The sequence below is a fragment of the Burkholderia puraquae genome (assembly GCF_002099195.1).
In the GTDB taxonomy this organism is placed as follows: Bacteria; Pseudomonadota; Gammaproteobacteria; order Burkholderiales; family Burkholderiaceae; genus Burkholderia; species Burkholderia puraquae.
On record NZ_NBYX01000025.1, the window covers coordinates 65794 to 88579 of the forward strand.

Genomic DNA, 22786 nt, shown 5'->3' on the forward strand with positions numbered 1-22786 from the left:
ATGTTACCGGGTGGAATTCTCGGAATCGGAACCGCCGCCGGCAGGCGGACGGGCCGTCGATGCCGCACCGGCCGGCGCGGCGTCGCGAGGTGCGGCGTGCAGGGCGGCACCGGCCGCATCGCGCGTCTGCATGAATTCTTTCTCGAAATCGAAGGTCTTGCGGGCCGTGGACATTGCCATCACCACATCGACGCCCGAACCGGCGTCCTTCAGCCAGAACCAGAGGCGCCGCTCGCGCACGTAGAACATCGAGAAGATGCCGGCGACCAGCAGCAGGCTGCCAAGATACACCAGATTCTTGCCGGGTGCGCGCGTCAACTGAAATACCGAAGCTTGCACCTGCTTGAATGAGTCAAGCTGCAAATAGACCGGCGATCCATACAAAAAGCTGTCGGATAGCGCATTGATCGCGTTCTGCACGAAGCGGATCGTGTCGGTGCCCTGCTGGGCCGCCGGCTCGCCTGCACGCTCGCGCGCGATCTGCCAGACCTCCCACATCGAACCTTCGAGCATCCGCAGCAGCAGGCTCGCGGCCTTCTCCTGCTCTGCCTTGGGCACCGAGCGGTCGATGAACGTTGCCACGGCCTGGAAACCGCCGATCGGTTGGCCATCGGCGCCGCGGCCGACGCTGTCGTCGCTCGCCGCAAAAAGGGTCAGCACCTTCGACGCACTGTCCTGCAGACGGGTGCGCAGCGATGCGTCGGTGCCCGGCAGCGAACGCTGCGCGAAGCGCGCGGCGGCTTCGGTGCGCACGGATGGATCCTCGAGCGCTGCGCGCAGGCGCATCCATTCGCCGATCGAATCCTGGCTGTCGGCCGGAATCCGCATGTAGCGGAACGGGTCGTTCGGGCTCGCGCGCACCCCGGCGAGGAACACGCGCACGCCGTTCATGTCGACGGGCAGCATGTAGTTGTTGAATTCGCGCGCCTGCCCGTCCTTGCCGCGGATCTTGTACTGCACGGACGGGCCGATGTTGTGGAGCTGCGTCGGCTTCGACGTCTTCGCGCCGGAGCCGAGCCGTTCGTCGAACACTTCCTTCAGCGAGCTCGTCGTCGCCACCCCGCGCACGTCCGGCTTGCCGTTCGCGTCGGCCATGTTCTCGACGTTGATCGCGCGGAAATCGGAGAACTCGACCGTGTCGCCGTCGGCGCCCGGCATCTGCAGCGGCGCCGAACTGCCGATCGTGCCCTGCACGGGGAAGGTCTTCGCGTTGCCGCCCGTCATCGGGTAGGCCGTCATCTGCATCTGCGAGCCGCCGTCCTGGAAGCTCGACTGGTAGATCGACACGCCCTTGTACGTGAACGGCTTGTTGACCTCGACGCGCGCCGGAATCTTCTGGCCGGTCTCGCGATCGATCACGACGATGTCGCTCGCGAACAGCTTCGGCATCCCCGTCGTGTAGTAGTCGACGATGAACTTGTTGAGCTGGATCGAGAACGGCAGGTCCTGGATCAGCGAGCCGCTCGGCTGGTTCAGGATCGCGGTCGACACGAACTGGCCCTCGGGCACCCACGCGTAGCCGCGGAACGTCGGGTTCGACGCGGACAGGCGATGGTCGGGCGAGATCTCGCTGATCGTCGCGCTCGTGTTGACCGGGCTCTTGCCGAACATCCACATCTGGAATTTGATCGGCAGGTTGCTGTCGAGCAGGCCGCCGATACAGATCACGACGATTGCGAGGTGGGCGGAGATGTAGCCCCACTTGGTCATCGCGCCGCGCTTCGCGGAGATCAGCGTCGCGCCGTCGTTCTCACGCACGACATGCTTGTAGCCGGCCTTGGCGACGAACGTGGCGAGCGTCGCCGCGACGGTCGCGCGCGTGCCGGAAGCCGTGTACTCGGCCTTGTGGTGGAAGGCCCGCAGGCTGCCTTCGCGAACCTTGTCCTTCCAGCTCTTCGCGTCGGCGAGCATCTTCGGCGCGTTGCGGATCACGCACAGCGAGATCGACACGACGAGGAAGATCAGGATCAGCATGAACCACCAGGCGCTGTACACGTTGTACAGGCCAAGCGAGCGGAAGATGTCCGCCCAGAACGGCCCGAACTGGTTCACGTAGTTCGGATACGGATCGTCCTGGGTCAGGACCGTGCCGATAATGCTCGCGATCGACAGCACCACCAGCAGCGCAATCGCGAAACGCATCGAGCTCAGCAGCTCGACCGCGCGCTTCGACGCACCCTGACCCGACTTCGACTGCAACCCCGACGTGGTAACGCTCATTCAAACTCCAACTGACAACAAAAAAGGGCAAGGCGGCCGCAACGGTGCGGCGCCCCACCCTTTTCTTGTTCTGACTCCAGCCGCCCTTCGGGCGACCGGCTATTCCATTCGCGGACGATCGCTCAACGCAGGCCCGCGATGTAATCCGCGACGGCCTTGATCTCGTTGTCCGACAGCCGCGTGGCAATCTGATGCATCGCCTCGTTGTTGTTGCGCGCGCCGGCACCCTGCTGGAACGCGGTCAACTGCGCGACCGTGTAATCGGCCCATTGCCCCGACAGACGCGGGTACTGGACCGGAATCCCCTGCCCTGTCGGCCCGTGGCAGCTCGCGCAGGCGGGTACGCCCTTCTCCGCGATGCCGCCGCGATAGATCTTCTGGCCGATCGGCACGGTCGCCGCATCGCGTGCGGTACCAAGCTTCGTCGTCTGCGATCCGTAATACGCGGCGACGTTGCGCATGTCGTCCGCGCTCAGCGCGCTCGCGAATCCGACCATCACTGCGTTGTTACGCACCGGCCCCTTCGCGCCCGGCTGCGCCTTGAAATCGTTCAACTGCTTGACCAGATATTCGGGATGCTGGCCGGCAAGCTTCGGGAAACTGCCCGACGCGCTATTGCCGTCGGCGCCGTGACACGACGCGCAGACCTGCCCGGCAATCGCCTTGCCGCGGTCGAGATCCGGCTTTGCCGCATCCGCCGCGTTTGCCTCCGCTACGAAACCTACGAACCCTGCTGCAACCTGAAGCACCATCAGAGACTTGCACAGTCGATTCATTCGCACACCCTGTTTCGTCTTGTGGGAATTTGAGGTTCTGCAAAAAACGACGGCGTTCAGTCTACCGCAGAAGCCACATAAAAGCGCGCGGCAGGCGCCCGGTGGCCTTCGGCAAAACCGCCGTATTGTACAATATCGTGTTGAAAGCTCCGGCGCCTATCGGGGCTACCCCGCCTCCACCAAGCGGCTCGCGCCGCCCGTCCTTCCGGTTCCCATGGCCTTTCTGCTCCATCAAGCCCGCTTCTACACGACCGTCAACCATCTGCGCGACCTGCCGCCGACGGTCCAGCCGGAAATCGCGTTCGCGGGCCGCTCGAATGCCGGCAAGTCGACGGCGATCAACGTGCTGTGCAACCAGAAGCGGCTCGCCTTCGCGTCGAAGACGCCCGGCCGCACGCAGCATATCAACTACTTCTCCGTCGGCCCGGCCGCCGAGCCCGTCGCGAATCTCGTCGACCTGCCCGGCTACGGCTACGCGGAAGTGCCCGGTGCCGCCAAGGCGCACTGGGAAATGCTGCTGTCGTCCTACCTTGCGACCCGCTCGCAGCTTTGCGGCCTGATCCTGATGATGGATTCGCGCCGTCCGCTGACCGACCTCGACCGCCGCATGATCGAGTGGTTCGTGCCGACCGGCAAGCCGATCCACACGCTGCTGACGAAGTGCGACAAATTGACGCGGCAGGAAAGCATCAACGCGCTGCGGACCACGCAAAAGGGGCTCGATGCGTATCGTGACCAGGGTGTCCAGGGCAAACTGACGGTCCAGTTGTTCTCGGCGCTGAAGCGTACGGGGCTCGACGAGGCACACGAGTTGATCGAGAGCTGGGTGCGGCCGTCCGCCGCCGACGAAAAAAGCGAGCCTGTAGCACAATGATCGGGCAGCGCGCGGCCGGGCTCGGCGGCGCGCACCTGACGGCGCCTGCGGATTCGGCCGGCTCATAAAAAAACCCGCCGTTGAACGGCGGGTCAAACAGCCTAATCGAAAAACGACAGGCACCCGCTCAGGGAGGAGAAGCGGGGAGCTGCACGCGACGCGTGCCGCTCGATCGCTATCATATACCAACGCTCCCGAAAATGACCTAAGGGTTCCGTAAGGTCCTTACTGCCCTGATTTCTACCCAATCGCCATGAGCTTCCATCCGCTTCATCGTCCGCGCCGGATGCGCCGCGACGACTTCTCCCGGCGCCTGATGCGCGAAAACCGCCTGACCACCGACGATCTGATCTATCCGGTGTTCGTCGTCGAGGGCACCAACGAACGGCAGCCGGTGCCGTCGATGCCCGGCGTCGAACGCGTGTCCGTCGATCTGCTGATGCATGTCGCCGAGCAATGCGTCGAGCTCGGCGTGCCCGTGCTGTCGCTGTTCCCGGCCATCGAGCCGTCAGTGAAAACGCCTGACGGCCGCGAGGCAGCCAATCCGGAAGGCCTGATCCCGCGCGCGGTGCGCGAGCTGAAGAAGCGCTTCCCCGAACTCGGCGTGCTGACCGACGTCGCACTCGATCCGTACACGAGCCACGGCCAGGACGGCGTGCTCGACGAGAACGGCTACGTGATCAACGACGATACGATCGAGATCCTGATCGATCAGGCGCGTGCGCAGGCGGAAGCCGGCGTCGACATCGTCGCGCCGTCGGACATGATGGACGGCCGCATCGGCGCGATCCGCGAAATGCTGGAGAGCGACGGCCACATCCACACGCGGATCATGGCCTATTCGGCGAAGTTCGCGTCGGCGTTCTACGGTCCGTTCCGCGACGCGGTCGGCTCGGCATCCAACCTGGGCAAGGGCAACAAGATGACCTACCAGATGGACCCGGCGAACAGCGACGAAGCGCTGCGTGAAGTGCGCCTGGACATCGACGAAGGCGCCGACATGGTGATGGTCAAGCCCGGCATGCCGTACCTCGACATCGTGCGCCGCGTGAAGGACGAGTTCCGCTTCCCGACCTACGTTTACCAGGTGAGCGGCGAATACGCGATGCTGAAGGCCGCCGCGATGAATGGCTGGCTCGACCACGACAAGGTCGTGCTCGAATCGCTGCTCGCGTTCAAGCGTGCGGGCGCCGACGGCGTGCTCACGTACTTCGCACTCGACGCCGCGCGTCTGCTGAAAGCGCAACGCTGATTGCCCGCCGGCAGGCGGAAAGAAAAACGGCGGGACACTTCGGTGTCTCGCCGTTTTTTGTTTGCCGTCGATCGGGGCCGCCTGCCCTTGTCGATCGTCAGCTCATGCCGCGCAAGCGCGCCGGTTCGCCACCGGCACATACCCGACAGGCTTGGTCATACCGTCGGGACCGCAGCCCGGTCGAGGCTGCGCAGGAACGTCTCGGCCGCCTGATAGCCGACCACGCGCCCGATCTCGTTGCCGTTGCGATCGAAGAAAATGATGCCCGGCGGCCCGAACAGGTTGAAGCGCTTCAGCAGCGCCTGGTCGTCCGGGTTGTTCGCGGTGACGTCCGCGCGCACGAGGTGAAGCTGCGCAAGCCGTGCCTGCACGCGCGCATCGGTAAACGTCAGATGCTCCATCTCCTTGCAGCTCACACACCAGTCGGCATAGAAGTCGAGCATCACGGGCTGGCCCGACGTCTTCAGCAGCGCGTCGAGCTCGCCGCTCGAGCGCACCGATGCGAACGCAGGCCCGTCCTGCACAGCGGCCGCACCTGCCGCTGCAGCGCCGCCTGACGCAACCGTGCGTGCCGCCAGCACCGCCAGCGGCTTGACCGGATCGGTCGATCCCGCGGCCAGGCCGACCAGCAGCGTTGCCGCCCAGATCGCGAGCGCGGCGCCCACGCCACGGCCGAGGCGACGCCAGATAGACGTGGCGCCGGCATTCGGCGTGAACAGCCCGAGCGCCGCAGCCGCGATGAGTAGCCACAACGCAGCGAGCACCATCTTCAGGCCACCGGCAAGCACCGGCCACACGATCCATAGCGCGGCCGCCAGCAGCACGATGCCGAAGAACACCTTCACGCCATCCATCCATGCGCCGGCGCGCGGCAGCACCGTCCCGGCACCGACGCCGACGACCAGCAGCGGCACGCCAAGCCCCAGCCCCATCGCGAACAGCGCGGCACCGCCGAGCAGCGCATTGCCCGTGTGCGCGATGAAGGCGAGCACCGCGAACAGCGGCGCCGTCATGCATGCGCCGACAACCAGCGCGGACAGCGCGCCCATCGCCGCGACCGCGACAAAATGGCCGCCCTGGCGCGCGCTCGATGCGCCGGCCGCGCCGTTCTGCCAGCGCGCGGGCAGCGCGATGTCCTTGCCAGAGATCAGCGAGATGGCAAACGCGGTCAGCAGCACACCGAACGCGCCGAGCACCCACGGGTTCTGCAGCCACGCGCCGAGACTCTGGCCGACCAGCGCCGCGGCGATGCCGAGCACCGTGTAGACCAGCGCCATGCCGACCACATAGGTCAGCGACAGCGCGAAGCCGCGCGCATGCGTCGCGCGCGTGCCCTGGCCGATGATGATCGCCGACACGATCGGGATCATCGGGTACGAACACGGCAGAAGGCTCAGTACGACGCCCGCGACGAAATACAGTGCGACGATCGTGAAGAAACCGTGCCCTTCGAGCAGCGACTGCGCGAAATCGGCACTCGTGACCTTGTCGAACCAGCTGCCCGCGGCAGCCGTATCGCCGGACGACGACGCGGCGCCCAGCGCAGTGCCGTCGACCTTCACGACGTGCTCGGCCGGCGGATAGCAGATGCCCTCGTCCGCGCACCCCTGCGACGTCACCACGAGCTCGAACGGCCCTGACGCCTGCTTGACGGGCACGTGAACGACGACTTCGTCACGGTAGGTCTCGACGTTCTTCTGGAACGTCTGGTCAAACTTCACGTGGCCGGCCGGGAATTGCGGATCGCCGAGCGTCGCCTGCCCGCTCTTCACCGCGAACGCGAACCGCTCGCGGTACAGATAATAGCCGTTGGCGACCTTGAAGCGGACGTCCACCTGCCCCGGCGATTCGCTCGCACTGAACTTGAACGCAACCGACGGATCGAGGAAATCGTCGGCCGCGCGCGCGACCGACAGGCCGCCCAGCACGAGCATGAACGACAACAGGACTGCGAGGAACCGCAGCGCGCGCACGCGCACGGGAAGCGCCATACCGTTAAACATGAAATAGACGTTGAGTTTCGCTGGTCACCCACTGACCGTACGCGGCCGATGCCGTCGTCTGCCACGAGACGATTTCGGGCGTCTCGTAAGGATGATGCGCGAGAATAAATCGCTCCAGTTCGAGCGCCCGCACGGGGCTCGTCTTGAACAGCAACTGGATCTCGTCGGCCGTTTCGACTTTGCCTTGCCAGTGATAGCGCGACTTGATCGCACCGAGCTCCGACACGCACGCGGCAAGCCGCGCATCGAGCGCGCCGTCGGAAAGCGCTTTCGCGGTCACGGCATCGGGCACCGTCGTCAGCATCAGCACCACAATCATCCGCGCCCTCCTGGCTGGTCTATCGGCTCCTGCCGACGCGGATTGCCCACCTGGGGAGCGCGCCGGCTGCCCCGTATCGTAGCGCAGCCTGCGCAACGCTGCCGGCACCGCCCTGCGACAATCGATCGCAGCCGGCACCAGAAAAACAAAAAGGGCCAAGCAATTGCTCGGCCCCTTTCAGATCCTGCTGCGTACCGGAAGCTTACTCGGCTTCTTGCACGTTTTCCGTTTCATCGACTTCCGGACGATCGAGCAGTTCGACCAGTGCCATCGGCGCATTGTCGCCCACGCGGAAGCCGAACTTCAGCACGCGCAGGTAGCCGCCCGGACGGTTCGCGAAACGCGGACCGAGCACGTCGAACAGCTTCGCCACCGAGTCACGATCGCGCAGGCGGTTGAACGCCAGGCGACGGTTTGCCAGCGACGGCTTCTTGCCGAGCGTGATCAGCGGCTCGACGACTTTACGGAGTTCCTTCGCCTTCGGCAGCGTCGTCTTGATGACTTCGTGCTCGATCAGCGAGTTGGACATGTTACGGAGCATAGCCAGACGGTGGCTGCTCGTGCGGTTCAGTTTCCGCAGACCATGACGATGGCGCATTTCAGTTTCCTTGATTCAAAGTTTTGATCCAGCTCTTCTATCGCACCTCGAAGGGTGCACGGGCCGGTAACGAAAAAAAGCAAGATGCGGATTTTAAAGGAAAATCCGCATCTTTGCCAACTACAGCTACAACTGGGCTTACTTGTCGAGACCAGCCGGCGGCCAGTTCTCGAGCTTCATGCCCAGCGTGAGACCGCGCGAAGCGAGCACTTCCTTGATCTCGTTGAGCGACTTGCGACCGAGGTTCGGCGTCTTCAGCAGCTCGTTTTCCGTGCGCTGAATCAGGTCGCCGATGTAGTAGATGTTCTCGGCCTTCAGGCAGTTCGCCGAACGAACCGTCAGCTCGAGATCGTCCACCGGACGCAGCAGGATCGGATCGATCTGCGGTGCACGCGACGGCGCTTCGGCTGCCGTTTCCGTGCCTTCCAGCGCCGCGAACACGGACAGCTGGTCGACCAGGATGCGGGCCGATTGACGGATCGCTTCTTCCGGCGTGATCACACCGCTCGTCTCGATGTTCATCACGAGCTTGTCGAGGTCGGTACGCTGCTCGACACGTGCGCTTTCGACAGCGTAGCTCACGCGGCGAACCGGCGAGAACGACGCGTCGAGGACGATGCGGCCGATGATCTTGGCCGTGTCTTCGCCATAGCGACGGACGTTGCCGGGCACATAGCCGCGACCCTTTTCGATCTTGATCTGAACGTCGAGCTTGCCGCCCTTCGACAGGTGCGCAATCACGTGATTCGGGTTGATGACTTCGCAGTCGTGAGCCAGCTCGATATCGCCGGCCGTGACAACACCTTCACCTTCCTTGCGCAGCGTAACCGTCACTTCGTCACGGTTATGCAGCTTGAACACCACGCCCTTCAGGTTCAGCAGCAGGTTGACGACGTCTTCCTGCACGCCATCCAGCGTCGAGTACTCGTGCACCACGCCCGCGATCGTCACTTCGGTCGGCGCGTAGCCAACCATCGACGACAGCAGCACGCGGCGAAGCGCATTGCCCAAGGTATGGCCGTAACCGCGTTCGAACGGTTCCATGACCACCCTCGCGTGGTTCTCGCCCAGCGATTCCACGGCGATGATCTTGGGTTTCAGCAAACTGGTTTGCATGGGCTTTCCTTTTCAATACCCTCGGCTCGTTACACCGATAAGGCTGACCGGTAACAACCAGAAAATAAACAGCCGAGGCCCCTCCTTGCGCAACGCAATCGGGGTACCTCGGCCGTCAATCGGATTAACGCGAATACAATTCGACGATCAGGCTTTCGTTGATGTCGCCTGCGATTTCAGCGCGTTCCGGCATTTGCTTGAACGTGCCTTCGAACTTCTTCGCATCGACTGCAACCCAGCTCGGCATGCCGCCTTGCTCGGCCAGCGACAGCGCTTCGACGATACGCGCCTGCTTCTTCGCCTTTTCGCGGATCGCGACGACGTCACCCGACTTCACTTGCTGCGACGGGACGTTCGCGACGACGCCGTTCACGGTGATCGACTTGTGGCTCACCAGCTGACGCGCTTCAGCGCGGGTCGAGCCGAAGCCCATGCGATACACGACGTTGTCGAGACGCGACTCGAGCAGTTGCAGCAGGTTTTCACCCGTGTTGCCCTTGCGGCGGTCGGCTTCAGCGAAGTAGCGGCGGAACTGACGCTCCAGCACGCCGTAGATACGCTTGACCTTCTGCTTTTCGCGCAGCTGCGTACCGTAGTCGGACGTACGTGCGCCCGAGGTACGGCCGTGCTGACCCGGCTTGCTGTCGAGCTTGCACTTGTCGGCGAGCGAGCGGCGTGCGCTCTTCAGGAACAGGTCGGTGCCTTCACGGCGGGACAGCTTGGCTTTGGGGCCGATATAACGTGCCACTTTGCATTCCTTTATCAATCAGTCACGCGGATCGAAATCCGCGCTAGTCCGCTCCCTTTGGGGCGAACGGTGGGCTTAGTCAATCAAAAAAGCAACGCCCGTCGACGCTACGCGGCGACAGGCAATGTGCTAGCACGTACGTGCCAGCACATTCTTAGATACGACGACGCTTCGGCGGGCGGCAGCCGTTGTGCGGAATCGGGGTGACGTCCGAAATCGCGGTGATCTTGATGCCGAGGCCGTGCAGTGCGCGCACTGCCGACTCACGACCCGGGCCCGGGCCCTTGATCCGCACTTCCAGATTCTTCACGCCGTATTCCAATGCGACGCGGCCAGCCGACTCGGCTGCGACCTGAGCAGCGAACGGCGTCGATTTGCGCGAGCCCTTGAAGCCCTGGCCGCCCGACGTCGCCCATGCCAGTGCGTTGCCTTGGCGATCGGTGATCGTGATGATCGTGTTGTTGAACGACGCGTGAACGTGAACCACGCCTTCAGCGACGTTCTTCTTAACCTTCTTGCGAACGCGTTGCGCCGCGGTGTTCGAAGCCTTAGCCATTACGTTTTCCTGTAACTGTCAGTTCCGCTTACTTCTTCAGCGCTTGCGCTGCACGACGCGGACCCTTGCGAGTACGTGCGTTCGTACGCGTACGCTGACCGCGCATCGGCAGGCCCTTGCGATGACGAACACCACGGTAGCAACCGAGGTCCATCAGGCGCTTGATGTTCATCGTCACTTCACGGCGCAGATCGCCTTCGACGACAAACTTGCCCACTTCTTCACGCAGCTTTTCCAAGTCTGCGTCGGTCAAGTCCTTGACCTTCTTCGAAAAATCGACGCCAGCTGCCACGCAAATGCTGCGCGAACGGGTGCGGCCGACACCAAAGATTGCCGTCAGGCCGATCTCGGTGTGCTGGTGATTCGGGATGTTAACCCCTGCGATACGAGCCATTGTTTTTCCTCAAACAAAAAGCGCAAACAAACGCGCGGTCAGCCTTGGCGCTGCTTGTGGCGCGGATCCGAGCTGCAGATCACGCGAACGACGCCTTTGCGCTTGATGATCTTGCAATTGCGGCAAATGCGCTTAACCGATGCCATCACTTTCATGATAATACCCTTTTTTCAAATCACTTCGCCCGGAACACGATCCGCGCACGAGACAGATCGTAAGGCGTCAATTCAACCGTCACCTTGTCGCCGGGGAGAATGCGGATGTAGTGCATCCGCATCTTTCCGGAAATATGCCCCAACACGACATGGCCGTTTTCCAGCTTCACACGGAAGGTCGCATTCGGGAGGTTTTCGATCACCTCACCCTGCATCTGGATTACATCGTCTTTGGCCATAGTCCTTTCAACGCATCGGGATGTTGCCGCCCTTGAAGTTAGCCTTCTTGAGCAGCGACTCATACTGTTGCGACATAACGTACGACTGCACCTGCGCCATAAAGTCCATCGTGACGACGACAATGATCAGCAGCGACGTTCCACCAAAATAAAACGGCACGTTCCAGCGCAGCACCAGGAATTCCGGCAGCAGACACACGAAGACGATGTAGATCGCACCGGCCAGCGTCAGACGCGTGAGGATGCGGTCGATATATCGTGCAGTCTGATCGCCCGGACGGATGCCCGGAACAAACGCGCCGCTCTTCTTCAGGTTGTCTGCGGTTTCCCTGCTGTTGAACACCAGTGCGGTGTAGAAGAAGCAGAAAAACACGATCGCCAGCGTGTACAGCAGCACATAGACCGGCTGGCCCGGCTTCAGCGCTTCCGCAACGTTATGCAACGTATTGGAAATCCAGCTTCCCGTCGGCTGACCGGTACTGAACCAGCCGAGAATCGTTGCCGGGAACAGAATGATCGACGATGCAAAGATCGGCGGAATCACGCCCGACATGTTCAGCTTCAGCGGCAGATGCGACGACTGCCCACCGTAGATCTTGTTGCCGACCTGGCGCTTCGCGTAGTTCACGAGGATCTTGCGCTGACCGCGTTCGATGAACACGACCAGGTAAGTCACCGCGGCAATCAGAACGACGATGATGATCGCCGAAATGATGCTCATCGAACCCGTACGCACCAGCTCGAACAACCCACCGACGGCATTCGGGAACCCTGCTGCGATCCCGCCGAAGATGATGATCGAGATACCGTTGCCCAGACCACGCTCGGTAATCTGCTCGCCGAGCCACATCAGGAACATCGTGCCGGTTACCAGCGTCACGACCGTCGTCAGACGGAACAGCATGCCGGGATCGATGACGAGGCCCGGCTGGTTTTCCAGCGCAGCCGCGATACCGAACGCCTGGAAGGTCGCGAGCACCACGGTGAAATACCGCGTGTACTGCGTGATCTTCCGTTGCCCTGCCTGCCCTTCCTTCTTCAGCGCCTCGAGTTGCGGCGAAACAATCGCCAGCAACTGCATGATGATCGACGCCGAGATGTACGGCATGATCCCCAGCGCAAAGATCGTGAAGCGGGAAAGCGCGCCACCCGAGAACATGTTGAACATGCCCAGGATGCCGCCCGCCTGGCTCTGGAACAGCTTAGCCAGTTGATCCGGATCGATGCCCGGCACGGGAATGTGCGCGCCGATGCGATAGACGATCAGCGCCAGGAGCAGGAACATCGCTCGCCGGCGCAGATCGCCGAATTTCGCCGTGCTTCGACCGGGTTTTGCAAGACTCGGGCTGTTAGCCAAGTACCTTCTCCGATGAATGCAAGTGACGACGCGCTACGCGTGTCACTCGGCGAACGAACCGCCAGCCGCTTCGATCGCAGCGCGCGCACCCTTGGTGGCACCGAGACCCTTCACGACGATCTTGCGCTTCAGTTCGCCCGTCGCGATGATCTTTGCGCTCTTCGTCAGCTCGCCGACCAGGCCGGCTTGCTTCAGTGCGAGCAGATCGATCTCATCGACCGGCAGCTTCTCGAGGTCGCTCAGGCGCACTTCACCGACGAATTCCTTCGTCAGCGACGTGAAGCCGCGCTTCGGCAGACGACGTTGCAGCGGCATCTGACCGCCTTCGAAACCGACTTTGTGGAAGCCGCCCGAACGCGATTTCTGACCCTTGTGACCACGGCCAGCCGTCTTGCCGAGGCCCGAACCGATGCCACGGCCGACGCGACGCTTGGCGTGCTTGGCACCAGCTGCCGGCTTCAGGTTATTCAATTCCATATCAACTCCTTGATCCGTAGGGCCGCTTACGCGATGACCTTAACGAGGTACGAGACCTTGTTGATCATGCCGCGGACCGCCGGCGTGTCCTGGAGCTCGCTGACCGAGTTGAGTCGGCGCAGGCCCAGGCCACGCACGGTCGCGCGGTGCGATTCGCGGGTCCCGATCAGGCTCTTAACGAGCTGAACCTTGACAGTTTTTTCAGACATGGTGACCACCCGGGCTTAGCCCAAAATATCTTCGACGGACTTGCCGCGCTTCGCCGCGATGTCTGCCGGGGTGGACTGCTTGCGCAGACCGTCCAGCGTGGCGCGAACGAGGTTGTACGGGTTCGTCGAACCGTGGCTCTTCGCCACGACGTTCTGAACGCCCATCACGTCGAACACTGCGCGCATCGGGCCGCCGGCGATCACGCCCGTACCTGCCTTCGCCGGAGCGAGGAGGACAGCGGATGCGCCATGCTTGCCGTGCACTTCGTGTTGCAGCGTGCCGTTCTTGAGCGGCACCTTGAACATGTTGCGGCGAGCTTGTTCCATTGCCTTCTGGACAGCGACCGGCACTTCCTTCGCCTTGCCCTTGCCCATACCGATGCGGCCATCGCCGTCGCCAACCACGGTCAGTGCGGCGAAGCCGAGAATACGGCCACCCTTCACGACCTTGGTCACGCGGTTGACCGAAATCATCTTTTCGCGAAGGCCGTCGTCGCGCTCGTCAGCCTGAACTTTCGCTTGCATCTTTGCCATGACGAATTCCTTCCTTAGAACTTGAGCCCAGCTTCGCGAGCTGCCTCAGCCAGCGCCTTGACGCGGCCATGGTAGCGGAAGCCCGAGCGGTCGAAGGCGACGGATTCGATGCCGGCAGCCTTTGCCTTCTCGGCAATACGCTTGCCGATCAGCGTCGCGGCATTAACGTTGCCGCCCTTGCCCGACTTGTCGGCCAGTTCAGCGCGCACTTCCGCTTCGAGCGTCGACGCGCTGGCGAGCACCTTGGTGCCGCAGGGCGAGAACACTTGAGCGTAGATGTGCGTGTTCGTGCGATGCACGGCGAGACGCGCGACCTGCAGCTCAGCGATCTTGATACGCGTCTGGCGAGCGCGGCGCAGGCGAGATTGAGTCTTATCCATGATTGCGCACCCTTACTTCTTCTTCGTTTCTTTGAGGATCACAACCTCGTCGGAATAGCGCACGCCCTTGCCCTTGTAGGGCTCCGGCGGACGGTAACCGCGAACTTCCGCAGCCACTTGACCGACTTGTTGCTTGTTGATCCCCTTGATCACGATTTCGGTTTGCGTCGGGGTTTCAGCCTTGACGCCTTCCGGCATCTGGTGCACCACCGGGTGCGAGAAACCCAGCGACAGGTTCAGCTTGTCGCCTTGCGCTTGCGCACGATAACCGACGCCAACCAGCGTCAGCTTGCGCTCGAAACCCTTGGTCACGCCGTGCACGGCATTCGCGATAATCGCGCGCATCGTGCCCGACAGTGCATTTGCTTCGCGGCTTTCGTTGACCGGCGACAGATTCAGCGTGCCGTCGTTGTTCGCCACGTTCACGAGCGGATTGATCGCTTGCGTGATGGTGCCCAGCGGGCCCTTGACGGTGATTGCACCGTCGGCCAGCTTGACTTCCGCGCCTTGCAGCGCGATCGGGCTCTTACCTACTCGAGACATGTTTCTCTCTCCTCGGCTTTAAGCAACGTAGCAGATGACTTCGCCGCCGACGCCGGTAGCGCGCGCCTTGCGGTCGGTCATCACGCCCTTCGGCGTCGACACGATTGCCACACCCAGGCCGTTCATGACCTGAGGAATGTCGTTACGGCCGCGGTACACGCGCAGGCCAGGCTTCGACACGCGCTCGAGGCGTTCGATGACCGGGCGACCTGCGTAGTACTTCAGCGCGATATTCAGTTCGGACTTCGCACCTTCCGCCTTGACGGCGAAATCGTCGATATAACCTTCGTCCTTCAGGACTTGCGCGATTGCAACCTTGACCTTCGACGAGGGCATCGCGACCGATACCTTCTCGACCATCTGCGCGTTGCGGATGCGAGTCAGCATATCGGCGATAGGATCACTCATGCTCATTTACGTTTCTCCTATTACCAGCTCGCCTTGGTCAGGCCAGGAATCTCGCCACGGAATGCGATTTCACGAATCTTGTTACGCGCGAGGCCGAATTTACGGAACGTGCCACGCGGACGGCCCGTGATCGCGCAGCGATTACGCTGGCGAGTCGGGTTTGCGTTGCGGGGCAGTTGCTGCAGCTCAAGGCGTGCTTCGTAGCGCTCTTCTTCCGACTTGCTTTGGTCTTCGACGATCGCCTTCAGCGCTTCGCGCTTCGCTGCGAACTTCGCGACCAGGCGGGCGCGCTTCTTTTCACGTTCGATCAGTGCCAGTTTAGCCACGGTAACCTCAGTTTCTGAACGGGAACTTGAAGCTGGCGAGCAGAGCCTTTGCTTCGTCGTCGGTCTTCGCAGTCGTCGTGATGCTGATGTTCAGCCCACGCAGTGCGTCGATCTTGTCGTAGTCGATTTCGGGGAAAATGATCTGCTCTTTCACACCGATGTTGTAGTTGCCACGGCCATCGAAAGCACGACCCGACACGCCGCGGAAGTCACGCACGCGGGGCAGGGCAACGGTCACGAAACGGTCGAGGAATTCGTACATCGCTTGACCACGCAGCGTCACCATCGCGCCGATCGGGTAACCCTGGCGGATCTTGAAGCCTGCGATTGCCTTGCGCGCCTTCGTCACGACCGGCTTCTGACCAGCGATCTTCGTGAGGTCGCCAACGGCGTTCTCGATGATCTTCTTGTCAGCGATCGCTTCGCCAAGACCCATGTTCAGCGTGATCTTGGTGATGCGCGGCACTTCCATGACCGACTTGTAACCGAACTTCTCGATCAGGCCGGGCACAACCTTTTCTTTGTAAAACTCTTGAAAACGAGCCATTTTTTACTCCGCTGCGTCAGGCGCTCAGTACGGCACCGGTCGTCTTCAGGAAGCGAACCTTCTTGCCTTCCTCGACCTTGATGCCAACACGCGACGCCTTGCCATTCGCGTCGACCAGTGCGACGTTCGAAATATGCAGGGGCATCGTCTTCGCTTCCACGCCGCCCGTCGTACCCTTCATCGGGTTCGGCTTCACATGCTTCTTGACGAGGTTGATACCTTCAACCGTCACATGCTCTGCACCGACAGCCAGCACGACGCCGCGCTTGCCCTTGTCTTTGCCAGTGACGACGATGACTTCGTCACCTTTGCGAATCTTGTTCATCGCGACTCCTTACAGCACTTCCGGCGCCAGCGAAACGATCTTCATGAATCGTTCGCTACGCAGCTCACGCGTGACCGGCCCGAAGATACGGGTGCCGATCGGCTCGAGCTTGTTATTCAAAAGCACAGCGGCGTTGCCGTCGAACTTGATCAGCGAGCCGTCTTGACGGCGCACGCCCTTGGCGGTGCGAACCACCACGGCGTTGTAGATTTCGCCTTTCTTCACGCGCCCGCGCGGCGTTGCCTCTTTGACGCTCACCTTGATGATGTCGCCAATGCCGGCATAACGACGCTTCGAGCCGCCGAGCACCTTGATGCACAGAACTTCGCGTGCACCCGTGTTGTCGGCTACTTCGAGCCGAGATTCGGTCTGGATCATGGTTTGTCTTTCCCAACTTAATCCGGATGCACCACCATGATGCATTCGGTCAGTCTTGGTCCCGTCAGCCAATCGGCTGCTTGGGTTGGAACAGCAGCGACGGCAAACGAAACCCGCCATCGCAATTCGGTGAATCTTTCGGACAGGCAGGCGCCAGTCCGCTTCCCCCACCAACTTCGCCCGCGACGGGGCTCCCATAAAGAGGGAAGACCAGGATTATAACAAATAATCCTGGTCACGCAAGCAAAAACTTTGCGATTTCAAGCACTTCGCGGAGAAGTGCCTGTTACTGCCTACTGCACCGCCCGCTTAGATGACGCGAGCTGCTTCGACGAGGCGCGACACCGTCCAGGCCTTCGTCTTCGAAACAGGACGAGTTTCCTGGATTTCGACGAGATCGCCTTCGTTGTAGGTGTTCGCTTCATCGTGCGCGTGGTACTTCTTCGAGCGCACGACATACTTGCCGTAGATCGGATGCTTGACGCGGTGCTCGATCAGCACGGTGACGGTCTTGTCCATCTTGTTGCTGACGACCCGACCGACCAGCGTCCGCTTCAGCGAGGTTTTCACGCTATCGTTCATTTCTGGTTCGCCTTCTGAGTCATGACGGTCCGCACACGTGCGATGTCGCGACGAACCTTCTTCAGCTGGCTCGTGTTCGTGAGCTGCTGGGTCGCGAGTTGCATGCGCAGGCCGAATTGCGCCTTCAGCAGGTCCGCCAGCTCCTTGTTGAGCGCGGCCTGGTCTTTCTGGAGAAGTTCGGAAGCCTTCATATTTTCTCCTTAGGCGCCGAGCTGGCGCACGATGAACGCCGTCTTCAGCGGCAGCTTGGCTGCAGCCAGACGGAACGCTTCGCGTGCCAGTTCTTCGGTTACGCCGTCCATTTCATAGAGCATCTTGCCCGGCTGAATCTCGGCGACGTAGTACTCCGGGTTACCCTTACCGTTACCCATACGCACTTCGGCCGGCTTCTGCGAAATCGGCTTGTCCGGGAAGATCCGGATCCAGATGCGGCCGCCACGCTTGATGTGACGCGTCATTGCACGACGCGCCGCTTCAATCTGGCGTGCGGTCAAACGACCGCGACCGATAGCCTTCAGGCCGAATTCACCGAACGACACTGCGTTGCCGCGCGTCGCCTTGCCGGTGTTACGACCCTTCTGCTCTTTACGATACTTTCTGCGTTTCGGTTGCAGCATCGTTATTCTCCAGTCTTGCCGTCTTCGGGCTTGCCGGCGCCACGGCGCGGTGCGCCACGACGAGCACCCGGAGCGCCGCCTTCGCCGTCACGGCGCGGACGACGGTCGCCCGGACGCGCATTGCGACGCGGACGCTTGTCTTCGGCTACTTCTTCCACCACCGGTGCGTCGTTGCGGCCGAGCGTATCGCCCTTGTAAACCCACACCTTGACGCCGATGATCCCGTAGGTCGTCTTCGCTTCCGAGGTCGCGTAGTCGATATCAGCACGCAGCGTGTGAAGGGGCACGCGACCTTCGCGATACCACTCCGTACGAGCGATTTCGATACCGTTCAGACGGCCCGCGCTCATGATCTTGATGCCCTGAGCACCCAGACGCATCGCGTTCTGCATCGCACGCTTCATCGCGCGACGGAACATGATCCGGCGCTCGAGCTGTTGCGTGATCGAGTCAGCGATCAGCTGAGCATCGGTTTCCGGCTTGCGGATCTCTTCGATGTTGACGTGAACCGGCACGCCCATGCGGCGTTGCAGTTCCGTCTTCAGCTGCTCGATATCCTCGCCCTTCTTGCCGATGACTACACCCGGACGCGAGCTGTAAATCGTGATGCGCGCGTTCTTCGCCGGACGCTCGATGACGACCCGACCGACCGAAGCGTTCTTCAGCTTCTTCTTCAGGTATTCACGAACACCGATGTCTTCCTGCAGCATCGCCGCGAAATTGTTGTTGTTCGCGTACCAACGCGAAGCCCAATTGCGGCTGACAGCCAGGCGGAAGCCAGTCGGATGAATTTTCTGTCCCATCGTATGGCTCCTTAATTCCCGACCGTCACAGTGATGTGACAGGATTGCTTCTCGATGCGGTTACCGCGGCCCTTGGCGCGCGCGGTGAAACGCTTGAGCGATGCAGCCTTGTCGACGTAGATGCTCTTGATCTTGAGCTCGTCGATATCGGCGCCTTCGTTGTGCTCCGCATTCGCGATTGCCGACAGCACAACCTTCTTCACGATGCCAGCCGCCTTCTTCGGCGAGAACGTCAGAACGTTCAGCGCCTTGTCGACCGGCAAACCGCGGATCTGGTCAGCCACAAGGCGCGTTTTTTGCGCCGAGATGCGGGCACCGCGATGAATTGCTTTCACTTCCATCTTGATTGCCCCTTATTTCTTGGCCTTCTTGTCGGCTGCGTGACCCTTGAACGTACGGGTCAGTGCGAACTCGCCAAGCTTGTGGCCGACCATGTTTTCCGAGATGTACACCGGAACGTGTTGACGGCCGTTGTGAACAGCGATCGTCAGGCCGATGAAATCCGGCAGAATCGTCGAGCGACGCGACCAGGTCTTGATCGGCTTTTTGTCGCGCGAAGCTGCAGCCGCCTCAACTTTCTTCAGCAAATGGGCGTCGCAGAACGGACCTTTTTTAACAGAACGTGCCATTGCCTACTCCTTAACGCTTGTGACGGCGCTGGACGATCATCGTCGTCGTGCGCTTGTTGCTACGGGTGCGATAACCCTTAGCCGGCGTACCCCACGGGCTAACCGGATCGCGACCTGCAGCCGTCTTGCCCTCACCACCACCGTGCGGGTGATCAACCGGGTTCATCGCAACGCCGCGCACCGTCGGGCGGATACCGCGCCAGCGGTTCGCGCCAGCCTTGCCGATCTGGCGCAGGCTATGCTCTTCGTTACCGACTTCACCGATCGTCGCACGGCACTCGATGTGCACGCGGCGGATTTCGCCCGAACGCAGACGAACCTGCGCGTAGACGCCTTCACGTGCCAGCAGCATGGCCGACGTACCAGCCGAACGCGCCATTTGCGCGCCCTTGCCCGGCAGCATCTCGATGCAGTGGATCGTCGTACCGACCGGAATGTTGCGGATCGGCAGCGTGTTGCCTGCACGGATCGGCGCTTCCGAACCCGACATCAGCTGTTGGCCGACGGTCAGACCCTTCGGGGCGATGATGTAGCGACGTTCGCCGTCTGCGTAGAGCACCAGCGCGATGTTCGCGCTACGGTTCGGGTCGTACTCGAGACGCTCGACCTTTGCCGGGATGCCATCCTTCGTGCGACGGAAATCGACGATACGATAGTGTTGCTTGTGACCACCACCCTTGTGACGCGTGGTGATACGACCGTTGTTGTTACGGCCGGCGGTCGAGCTCTGCGAGTCGAGCAGTGCCGCGAACGGCTTGCCCTGGTGCAGGTTCTTGTTGACCACCTTGACCATCGCGCGGCGACCCGGCGAAGTCGGCTTAACTTTAACGATTGCCATGATTACTTGGCCTCCGCTTCAAAGTTGATTTCCTGGCCGGGCTTCAGGCAAACGTACGCCTTCTTCACGTCCTTGCGGCGGCCCATCGAACGGCCAAAGCGCTTTTGCTTGCCCTTCTGAACCAGCACGTTGACCGAATCAACTTCAACCTTGAACAGCAGCTCGACAGCCGCCTTCACTTCCTGCTTCGTGGCATCCGGTGCGACTTCGAACACGACTTGCTCGTTCTTGTCGGCAACCAGCGTCGCCTTTTCCGAGATCACCGGTGCGAGCAGGACCTGCATCAAACGATGATCGTTCTTGCGAATCTCGCTCATGACAGCAACTCCTCGATCTGGGCGACCGCAGCCTTCGTGACCAGCACTTTCTTGAAGTAGATCAGCGACAGCGGGTCAGCGTAGCGCGGCTCGACAATTGCCACGTGCGGCAGGTTGCGCGATGCCAGGTACAGGTTTTCGTCAACCGTGTCGGTGATGATCAGCACGGAGTCGAGACCCATGGTCTTGAATTTTTCGGCCAGCAGCTTGGTCTTCGGCGCTTCGAGGATGATGTCCTCGACGACCGACAGGCGGCCTTCACGGGCCAGCTGCGAGAAGATCGAGCAGAGACCTGCGCGATGCATCTTCTTGTTGACCTTGTGCGAGAAGTTTTCTTCCGGCGAATTCGGGAAGATACGACCACCGCCACGCCACAACGGGCTCGACGACATACCGGCACGAGCGCGGCCCGTACCCTTCTGGCGCCACGGCTTCTTGGTCGTGTGCTTGACTTGCTCACGATCCTTCTGTGCGCGGTTACCCTGGCGAGCATTCGCCTGGTAAGCAACGACGACCTGGTGGATCAGCGCTTCGTTGTAGTCACGACCGAACACGACGTCCGATGCGTTGACCACTGCACCTTCCTGACCATTTTCGTTCAGGAGCTTGAGTTCCATTATTTCGCCCCCTTGGTCTTGACGGCCGGCGTCACGAAGACCTTGCCGCCCTTCGCGCCCGGAATCGCACCCTTCACGAGCAGCAGCTTGCGCTCTGCGTCGATACGAGCGATTTCGAGGTTCTGCACCGTCACCGTCACGTCACCCATGTGACCCGTCATGCGTTTACCCGGGAAAACGCGACCCGGATCCTGCGCCATACCGATCGAGCCCGGCACATTGTGCGAGCGCGAGTTACCGTGCGTCGCACGGCCGGAGGAGAAGTTGTAACGCTTGATCGTACCGGCGTAGCCCTTACCGATCGACACGCCTTGCACGTCGACCTTCTGGCCCACTTCGAAAAGATCTGCACCGACCACGGCGCCATTCGACAGCTCAGCTGCCTTGGCCGCGTCAATGCGGAATTCCTTGAGGATTTCACCGGCTTCGACACCGGCTTTGGCGAGATGACCTGCCAGCGGCTTCGTCACGCGCGATGCGCGACGGGAGCCGAATGCAACCTGCACGGCCGTGTAGCCGTCGGTTTCAACAGTCTTGATCTGCGTCACGCGGTTGTCCGACACGTCCAGCACGGTGACGGGAATCGAATCCCCTTCCGCCGTGAAGATACGGGTCATGCCAACCTTGCGACCTACGAGTCCAAGGCTCATCATTTTCTCCATTCCCGACTGCGATTGGTCGGGGCTGATTTACAAAATGCCGGGCACGCAAGGCCCAACTTTTTTACGCGAATACGCGAAAAGCCAAGCATTATAGCCCGCCCTCGCGTTTTCCGCAAGCAATCAAAGACTTAGCGCCACCCGGCAAGCCGATCGGCGCTGGAAGCCTTACTGCAGCTTGATTTCCACGTCGACGCCAGCCGGCAGGTCGAGCTTCATCAGCGCGTCAACCGTCTTGTCGGTCGGATCGACGATGTCCATCAGGCGCTGGTGGGTGCGGATTTCGAGCTGATCGCGCGACGTCTTGTTGACGTGCGGCGAACGCAGGATGTCAAAACGCTGAATGCGCGTCGGCAGCGGCACCGGGCCACGGACGATTGCGCCAGTCCGCTTCGCGGTATCGACGATTTCGGCAGCCGATTGATCGATCAGACGATAATCGAAAGCCTTCAGGCGAATACGGATTTTCTGTTGCTGCATGACGATTCCTTGAAAGAGCGAGGCGATGTTGCATCGCCGGACACTAAAAGAACGTGAAACATGACGCCTGCGGGGAGCGAGACATCAGGTTCCGGATGGTACTTCCACTGCTAAGCCCGCGATTCTACACGAAATTCTGAAGCGGTGGTGCGAGTTTCTCGCCCCGCGCTTTGGCGTGACGGAAAAACAAAACCGGGTGCCAGCGCAAGCTGGACACCCGGTTTCGGCGGTACGGACTGCATACCGCGGAATCGCGGACCCCGCCGGGATCCGCGGATCGTCGATATTACTTACTCGATGATCTTGGCGACGACGCCGGCGCCGACCGTACGGCCGCCTTCGCGGATTGCGAAGCGCAGACCTTCTTCCATCGCGATCGGAGCAATCAGCTTCACCGTGATCGACACGTTGTCGCCCGGCATCACCATTTCCTTGTCCTTCGGCAGCTCGATCGAGCCCGTCACGTCCGTCGTACGGAAGTAGAACTGCGGACGGTAGTTGTTGAAGAAC

Annotated in this window: 36 protein-coding genes; 2 read left to right on the plus strand and 34 right to left on the minus strand. The window is 61.4% G+C overall.

Annotated elements, in window-relative coordinates; translation table 11 throughout:
• Positions 1-3: 3 nt before the first annotated feature.
• Together B7G54_RS32270 and B7G54_RS32275 are read right to left on the minus strand one after the other, a co-directional pair.
• On the minus strand, positions 4-2220 hold the full coding sequence (locus B7G54_RS32270) for a cytochrome c biogenesis protein ResB (RefSeq protein ID WP_085042822.1): 2217 nt from the start codon (positions 2218-2220) through the stop codon (positions 4-6).
• 122 nt (positions 2221-2342) lie between these two features.
• Positions 2343-2996: a c-type cytochrome gene (locus B7G54_RS32275; protein WP_085042823.1), complete on the minus strand. Its 654-nt coding sequence runs from the start codon at positions 2994-2996 to the stop codon at positions 2343-2345.
• A 214-nt stretch (positions 2997-3210) separates the two neighbouring features.
• On the opposite strand from B7G54_RS32275, the gene yihA reads away from it, so the two are divergent.
• A complete protein-coding gene (gene yihA, locus B7G54_RS32280; RefSeq protein ID WP_085042824.1) occupies positions 3211-3870 on the plus strand; it encodes a ribosome biogenesis GTP-binding protein YihA/YsxC in 660 nt (219 codons plus the stop codon).
• A gap of 253 nt (positions 3871-4123) precedes the next feature.
• A complete protein-coding gene (hemB, locus tag B7G54_RS32285; protein WP_021161736.1) occupies positions 4124-5122 on the plus strand; it encodes a porphobilinogen synthase in 999 nt (332 codons plus the stop codon).
• Positions 5123-5277: 155 nt separating this feature from the next.
• On the opposite strand, the gene dsbD is transcribed toward hemB, so the two are convergent.
• The 32 genes from dsbD to B7G54_RS32445 all read right to left on the minus strand — a co-directional run.
• Entirely contained in the window at positions 5278-7125 is a 1848-nt protein-coding gene (gene dsbD / locus B7G54_RS32290; RefSeq protein ID WP_085042825.1) for a protein-disulfide reductase DsbD, read from the minus strand.
• Entirely contained in the window at positions 7118-7444 is a 327-nt protein-coding gene (gene cutA, locus B7G54_RS32295) for a divalent-cation tolerance protein CutA (protein WP_085042826.1), read from the minus strand. Before cutA ends, dsbD begins: the two co-directional genes overlap by 8 nt.
• Before the next feature lie 202 nt (positions 7445-7646).
• Positions 7647-8042, minus strand: coding sequence for a 50S ribosomal protein L17 (rplQ, locus tag B7G54_RS32300; protein WP_006477175.1), 396 nt, complete (start codon positions 8040-8042; stop codon positions 7647-7649).
• A gap of 138 nt (positions 8043-8180) precedes the next feature.
• Complete coding sequence (locus B7G54_RS32305) at positions 8181-9158, minus strand: DNA-directed RNA polymerase subunit alpha (RefSeq protein ID WP_006477176.1); 978 nt, start codon at positions 9156-9158, stop codon at positions 8181-8183.
• Between the two features lie 124 nt (positions 9159-9282).
• Positions 9283-9906, minus strand: a complete 624-nt coding sequence (rpsD, locus tag B7G54_RS32310; RefSeq protein ID WP_011350679.1) for a 30S ribosomal protein S4 — start codon at positions 9904-9906, stop codon at positions 9283-9285.
• A gap of 154 nt (positions 9907-10060) precedes the next feature.
• Positions 10061-10462, minus strand: coding sequence for a 30S ribosomal protein S11 (gene rpsK, locus B7G54_RS32315; RefSeq protein WP_085042827.1), 402 nt, complete (start codon positions 10460-10462; stop codon positions 10061-10063).
• Positions 10463-10490: 28 nt separating this feature from the next.
• The gene (rpsM, locus tag B7G54_RS32320) at positions 10491-10856 is read right to left on the minus strand and encodes a 30S ribosomal protein S13 (RefSeq protein ID WP_006477178.1); all 366 of its coding nucleotides are present in this window, start codon (positions 10854-10856) and stop codon (positions 10491-10493) included.
• Between the two features lie 38 nt (positions 10857-10894).
• On the minus strand, positions 10895-11011 hold the full coding sequence (gene rpmJ, locus B7G54_RS32325) for a 50S ribosomal protein L36 (protein WP_004199844.1): 117 nt from the start codon (positions 11009-11011) through the stop codon (positions 10895-10897).
• A gap of 20 nt (positions 11012-11031) precedes the next feature.
• Positions 11032-11250 (minus strand): translation initiation factor IF-1, encoded by a 219-nt coding sequence (gene infA, locus B7G54_RS32330; RefSeq protein ID WP_004521905.1) that lies wholly within the window; start codon positions 11248-11250, stop codon positions 11032-11034.
• Between the two features lie 7 nt (positions 11251-11257).
• A complete protein-coding gene (secY, locus tag B7G54_RS32335; RefSeq protein ID WP_011655761.1) occupies positions 11258-12607 on the minus strand; it encodes a preprotein translocase subunit SecY in 1350 nt (449 codons plus the stop codon).
• Positions 12608-12649: 42 nt separating this feature from the next.
• A complete protein-coding gene (gene rplO, locus B7G54_RS32340; protein ID WP_006477180.1) occupies positions 12650-13084 on the minus strand; it encodes a 50S ribosomal protein L15 in 435 nt (144 codons plus the stop codon).
• Positions 13085-13110: 26 nt separating this feature from the next.
• Positions 13111-13293: a 50S ribosomal protein L30 gene (gene rpmD, locus B7G54_RS32345; protein ID WP_006400644.1), complete on the minus strand. Its 183-nt coding sequence runs from the start codon at positions 13291-13293 to the stop codon at positions 13111-13113.
• 15 nt (positions 13294-13308) lie between these two features.
• A complete protein-coding gene (rpsE, locus tag B7G54_RS32350) occupies positions 13309-13827 on the minus strand; it encodes a 30S ribosomal protein S5 (protein WP_006752931.1) in 519 nt (172 codons plus the stop codon).
• A gap of 14 nt (positions 13828-13841) precedes the next feature.
• Positions 13842-14207, minus strand: a complete 366-nt coding sequence (rplR, locus tag B7G54_RS32355; RefSeq protein ID WP_006477183.1) for a 50S ribosomal protein L18 — start codon at positions 14205-14207, stop codon at positions 13842-13844.
• Between the two features lie 12 nt (positions 14208-14219).
• Complete coding sequence (gene rplF / locus B7G54_RS32360; protein ID WP_085042828.1) at positions 14220-14750, minus strand: 50S ribosomal protein L6; 531 nt, start codon at positions 14748-14750, stop codon at positions 14220-14222.
• 18 nt (positions 14751-14768) lie between these two features.
• Positions 14769-15164, minus strand: a complete 396-nt coding sequence (gene rpsH / locus B7G54_RS32365; protein ID WP_006477185.1) for a 30S ribosomal protein S8 — start codon at positions 15162-15164, stop codon at positions 14769-14771.
• 14 nt (positions 15165-15178) lie between these two features.
• On the minus strand, positions 15179-15484 hold the full coding sequence (gene rpsN, locus B7G54_RS32370) for a 30S ribosomal protein S14 (RefSeq protein ID WP_006482884.1): 306 nt from the start codon (positions 15482-15484) through the stop codon (positions 15179-15181).
• Between the two features lie 7 nt (positions 15485-15491).
• Positions 15492-16031, minus strand: coding sequence for a 50S ribosomal protein L5 (rplE, locus tag B7G54_RS32375; protein WP_006477186.1), 540 nt, complete (start codon positions 16029-16031; stop codon positions 15492-15494).
• 16 nt (positions 16032-16047) lie between these two features.
• Entirely contained in the window at positions 16048-16356 is a 309-nt protein-coding gene (gene rplX / locus B7G54_RS32380; protein WP_006477187.1) for a 50S ribosomal protein L24, read from the minus strand.
• A 9-nt stretch (positions 16357-16365) separates the two neighbouring features.
• A complete protein-coding gene (rplN, locus tag B7G54_RS32385) occupies positions 16366-16734 on the minus strand; it encodes a 50S ribosomal protein L14 (protein ID WP_006482918.1) in 369 nt (122 codons plus the stop codon).
• A 309-nt stretch (positions 16735-17043) separates the two neighbouring features.
• Positions 17044-17316, minus strand: coding sequence for a 30S ribosomal protein S17 (gene rpsQ, locus B7G54_RS32390; protein WP_006477189.1), 273 nt, complete (start codon positions 17314-17316; stop codon positions 17044-17046).
• A complete protein-coding gene (rpmC, locus tag B7G54_RS32395; RefSeq protein ID WP_006400652.1) occupies positions 17313-17507 on the minus strand; it encodes a 50S ribosomal protein L29 in 195 nt (64 codons plus the stop codon). The genes rpsQ and rpmC overlap by 4 nt, the downstream gene beginning before the upstream one ends.
• A gap of 9 nt (positions 17508-17516) precedes the next feature.
• Positions 17517-17933 (minus strand): 50S ribosomal protein L16, encoded by a 417-nt coding sequence (gene rplP / locus B7G54_RS32400; protein ID WP_006482873.1) that lies wholly within the window; start codon positions 17931-17933, stop codon positions 17517-17519.
• A gap of 2 nt (positions 17934-17935) precedes the next feature.
• Positions 17936-18736, minus strand: coding sequence for a 30S ribosomal protein S3 (rpsC, locus tag B7G54_RS32405; RefSeq protein WP_006482899.1), 801 nt, complete (start codon positions 18734-18736; stop codon positions 17936-17938).
• A gap of 11 nt (positions 18737-18747) precedes the next feature.
• Positions 18748-19077, minus strand: coding sequence for a 50S ribosomal protein L22 (gene rplV / locus B7G54_RS32410; protein WP_004199272.1), 330 nt, complete (start codon positions 19075-19077; stop codon positions 18748-18750).
• A 12-nt stretch (positions 19078-19089) separates the two neighbouring features.
• Positions 19090-19365, minus strand: coding sequence for a 30S ribosomal protein S19 (gene rpsS, locus B7G54_RS32415; RefSeq protein WP_004199273.1), 276 nt, complete (start codon positions 19363-19365; stop codon positions 19090-19092).
• Between the two features lie 10 nt (positions 19366-19375).
• Positions 19376-20203 carry a 50S ribosomal protein L2 gene (rplB, locus tag B7G54_RS32420; RefSeq protein ID WP_006482900.1) on the minus strand — a complete coding sequence of 276 codons (828 nt, stop codon included), beginning with the start codon at positions 20201-20203 and terminating at the stop codon, positions 19376-19378.
• A 2-nt stretch (positions 20204-20205) separates the two neighbouring features.
• Positions 20206-20520, minus strand: a complete 315-nt coding sequence (gene rplW / locus B7G54_RS32425) for a 50S ribosomal protein L23 (protein ID WP_004199275.1) — start codon at positions 20518-20520, stop codon at positions 20206-20208.
• Positions 20517-21137: a 50S ribosomal protein L4 gene (gene rplD, locus B7G54_RS32430; RefSeq protein WP_011350675.1), complete on the minus strand. Its 621-nt coding sequence runs from the start codon at positions 21135-21137 to the stop codon at positions 20517-20519. Before rplD ends, rplW begins: the two co-directional genes overlap by 4 nt.
• Positions 21137-21787, minus strand: coding sequence for a 50S ribosomal protein L3 (gene rplC / locus B7G54_RS32435; RefSeq protein WP_006482922.1), 651 nt, complete (start codon positions 21785-21787; stop codon positions 21137-21139). The genes rplD and rplC overlap by 1 nt, the downstream gene beginning before the upstream one ends.
• 177 nt (positions 21788-21964) lie before the next feature.
• Positions 21965-22276, minus strand: a complete 312-nt coding sequence (gene rpsJ, locus B7G54_RS32440; RefSeq protein ID WP_004199280.1) for a 30S ribosomal protein S10 — start codon at positions 22274-22276, stop codon at positions 21965-21967.
• Between the two features lie 290 nt (positions 22277-22566).
• A partial coding sequence (locus tag B7G54_RS32445; RefSeq protein ID WP_043289797.1) for an EF-Tu C-terminal domain-related protein occupies positions 22567-22786 on the minus strand: 220 nt, incomplete at its 5' end.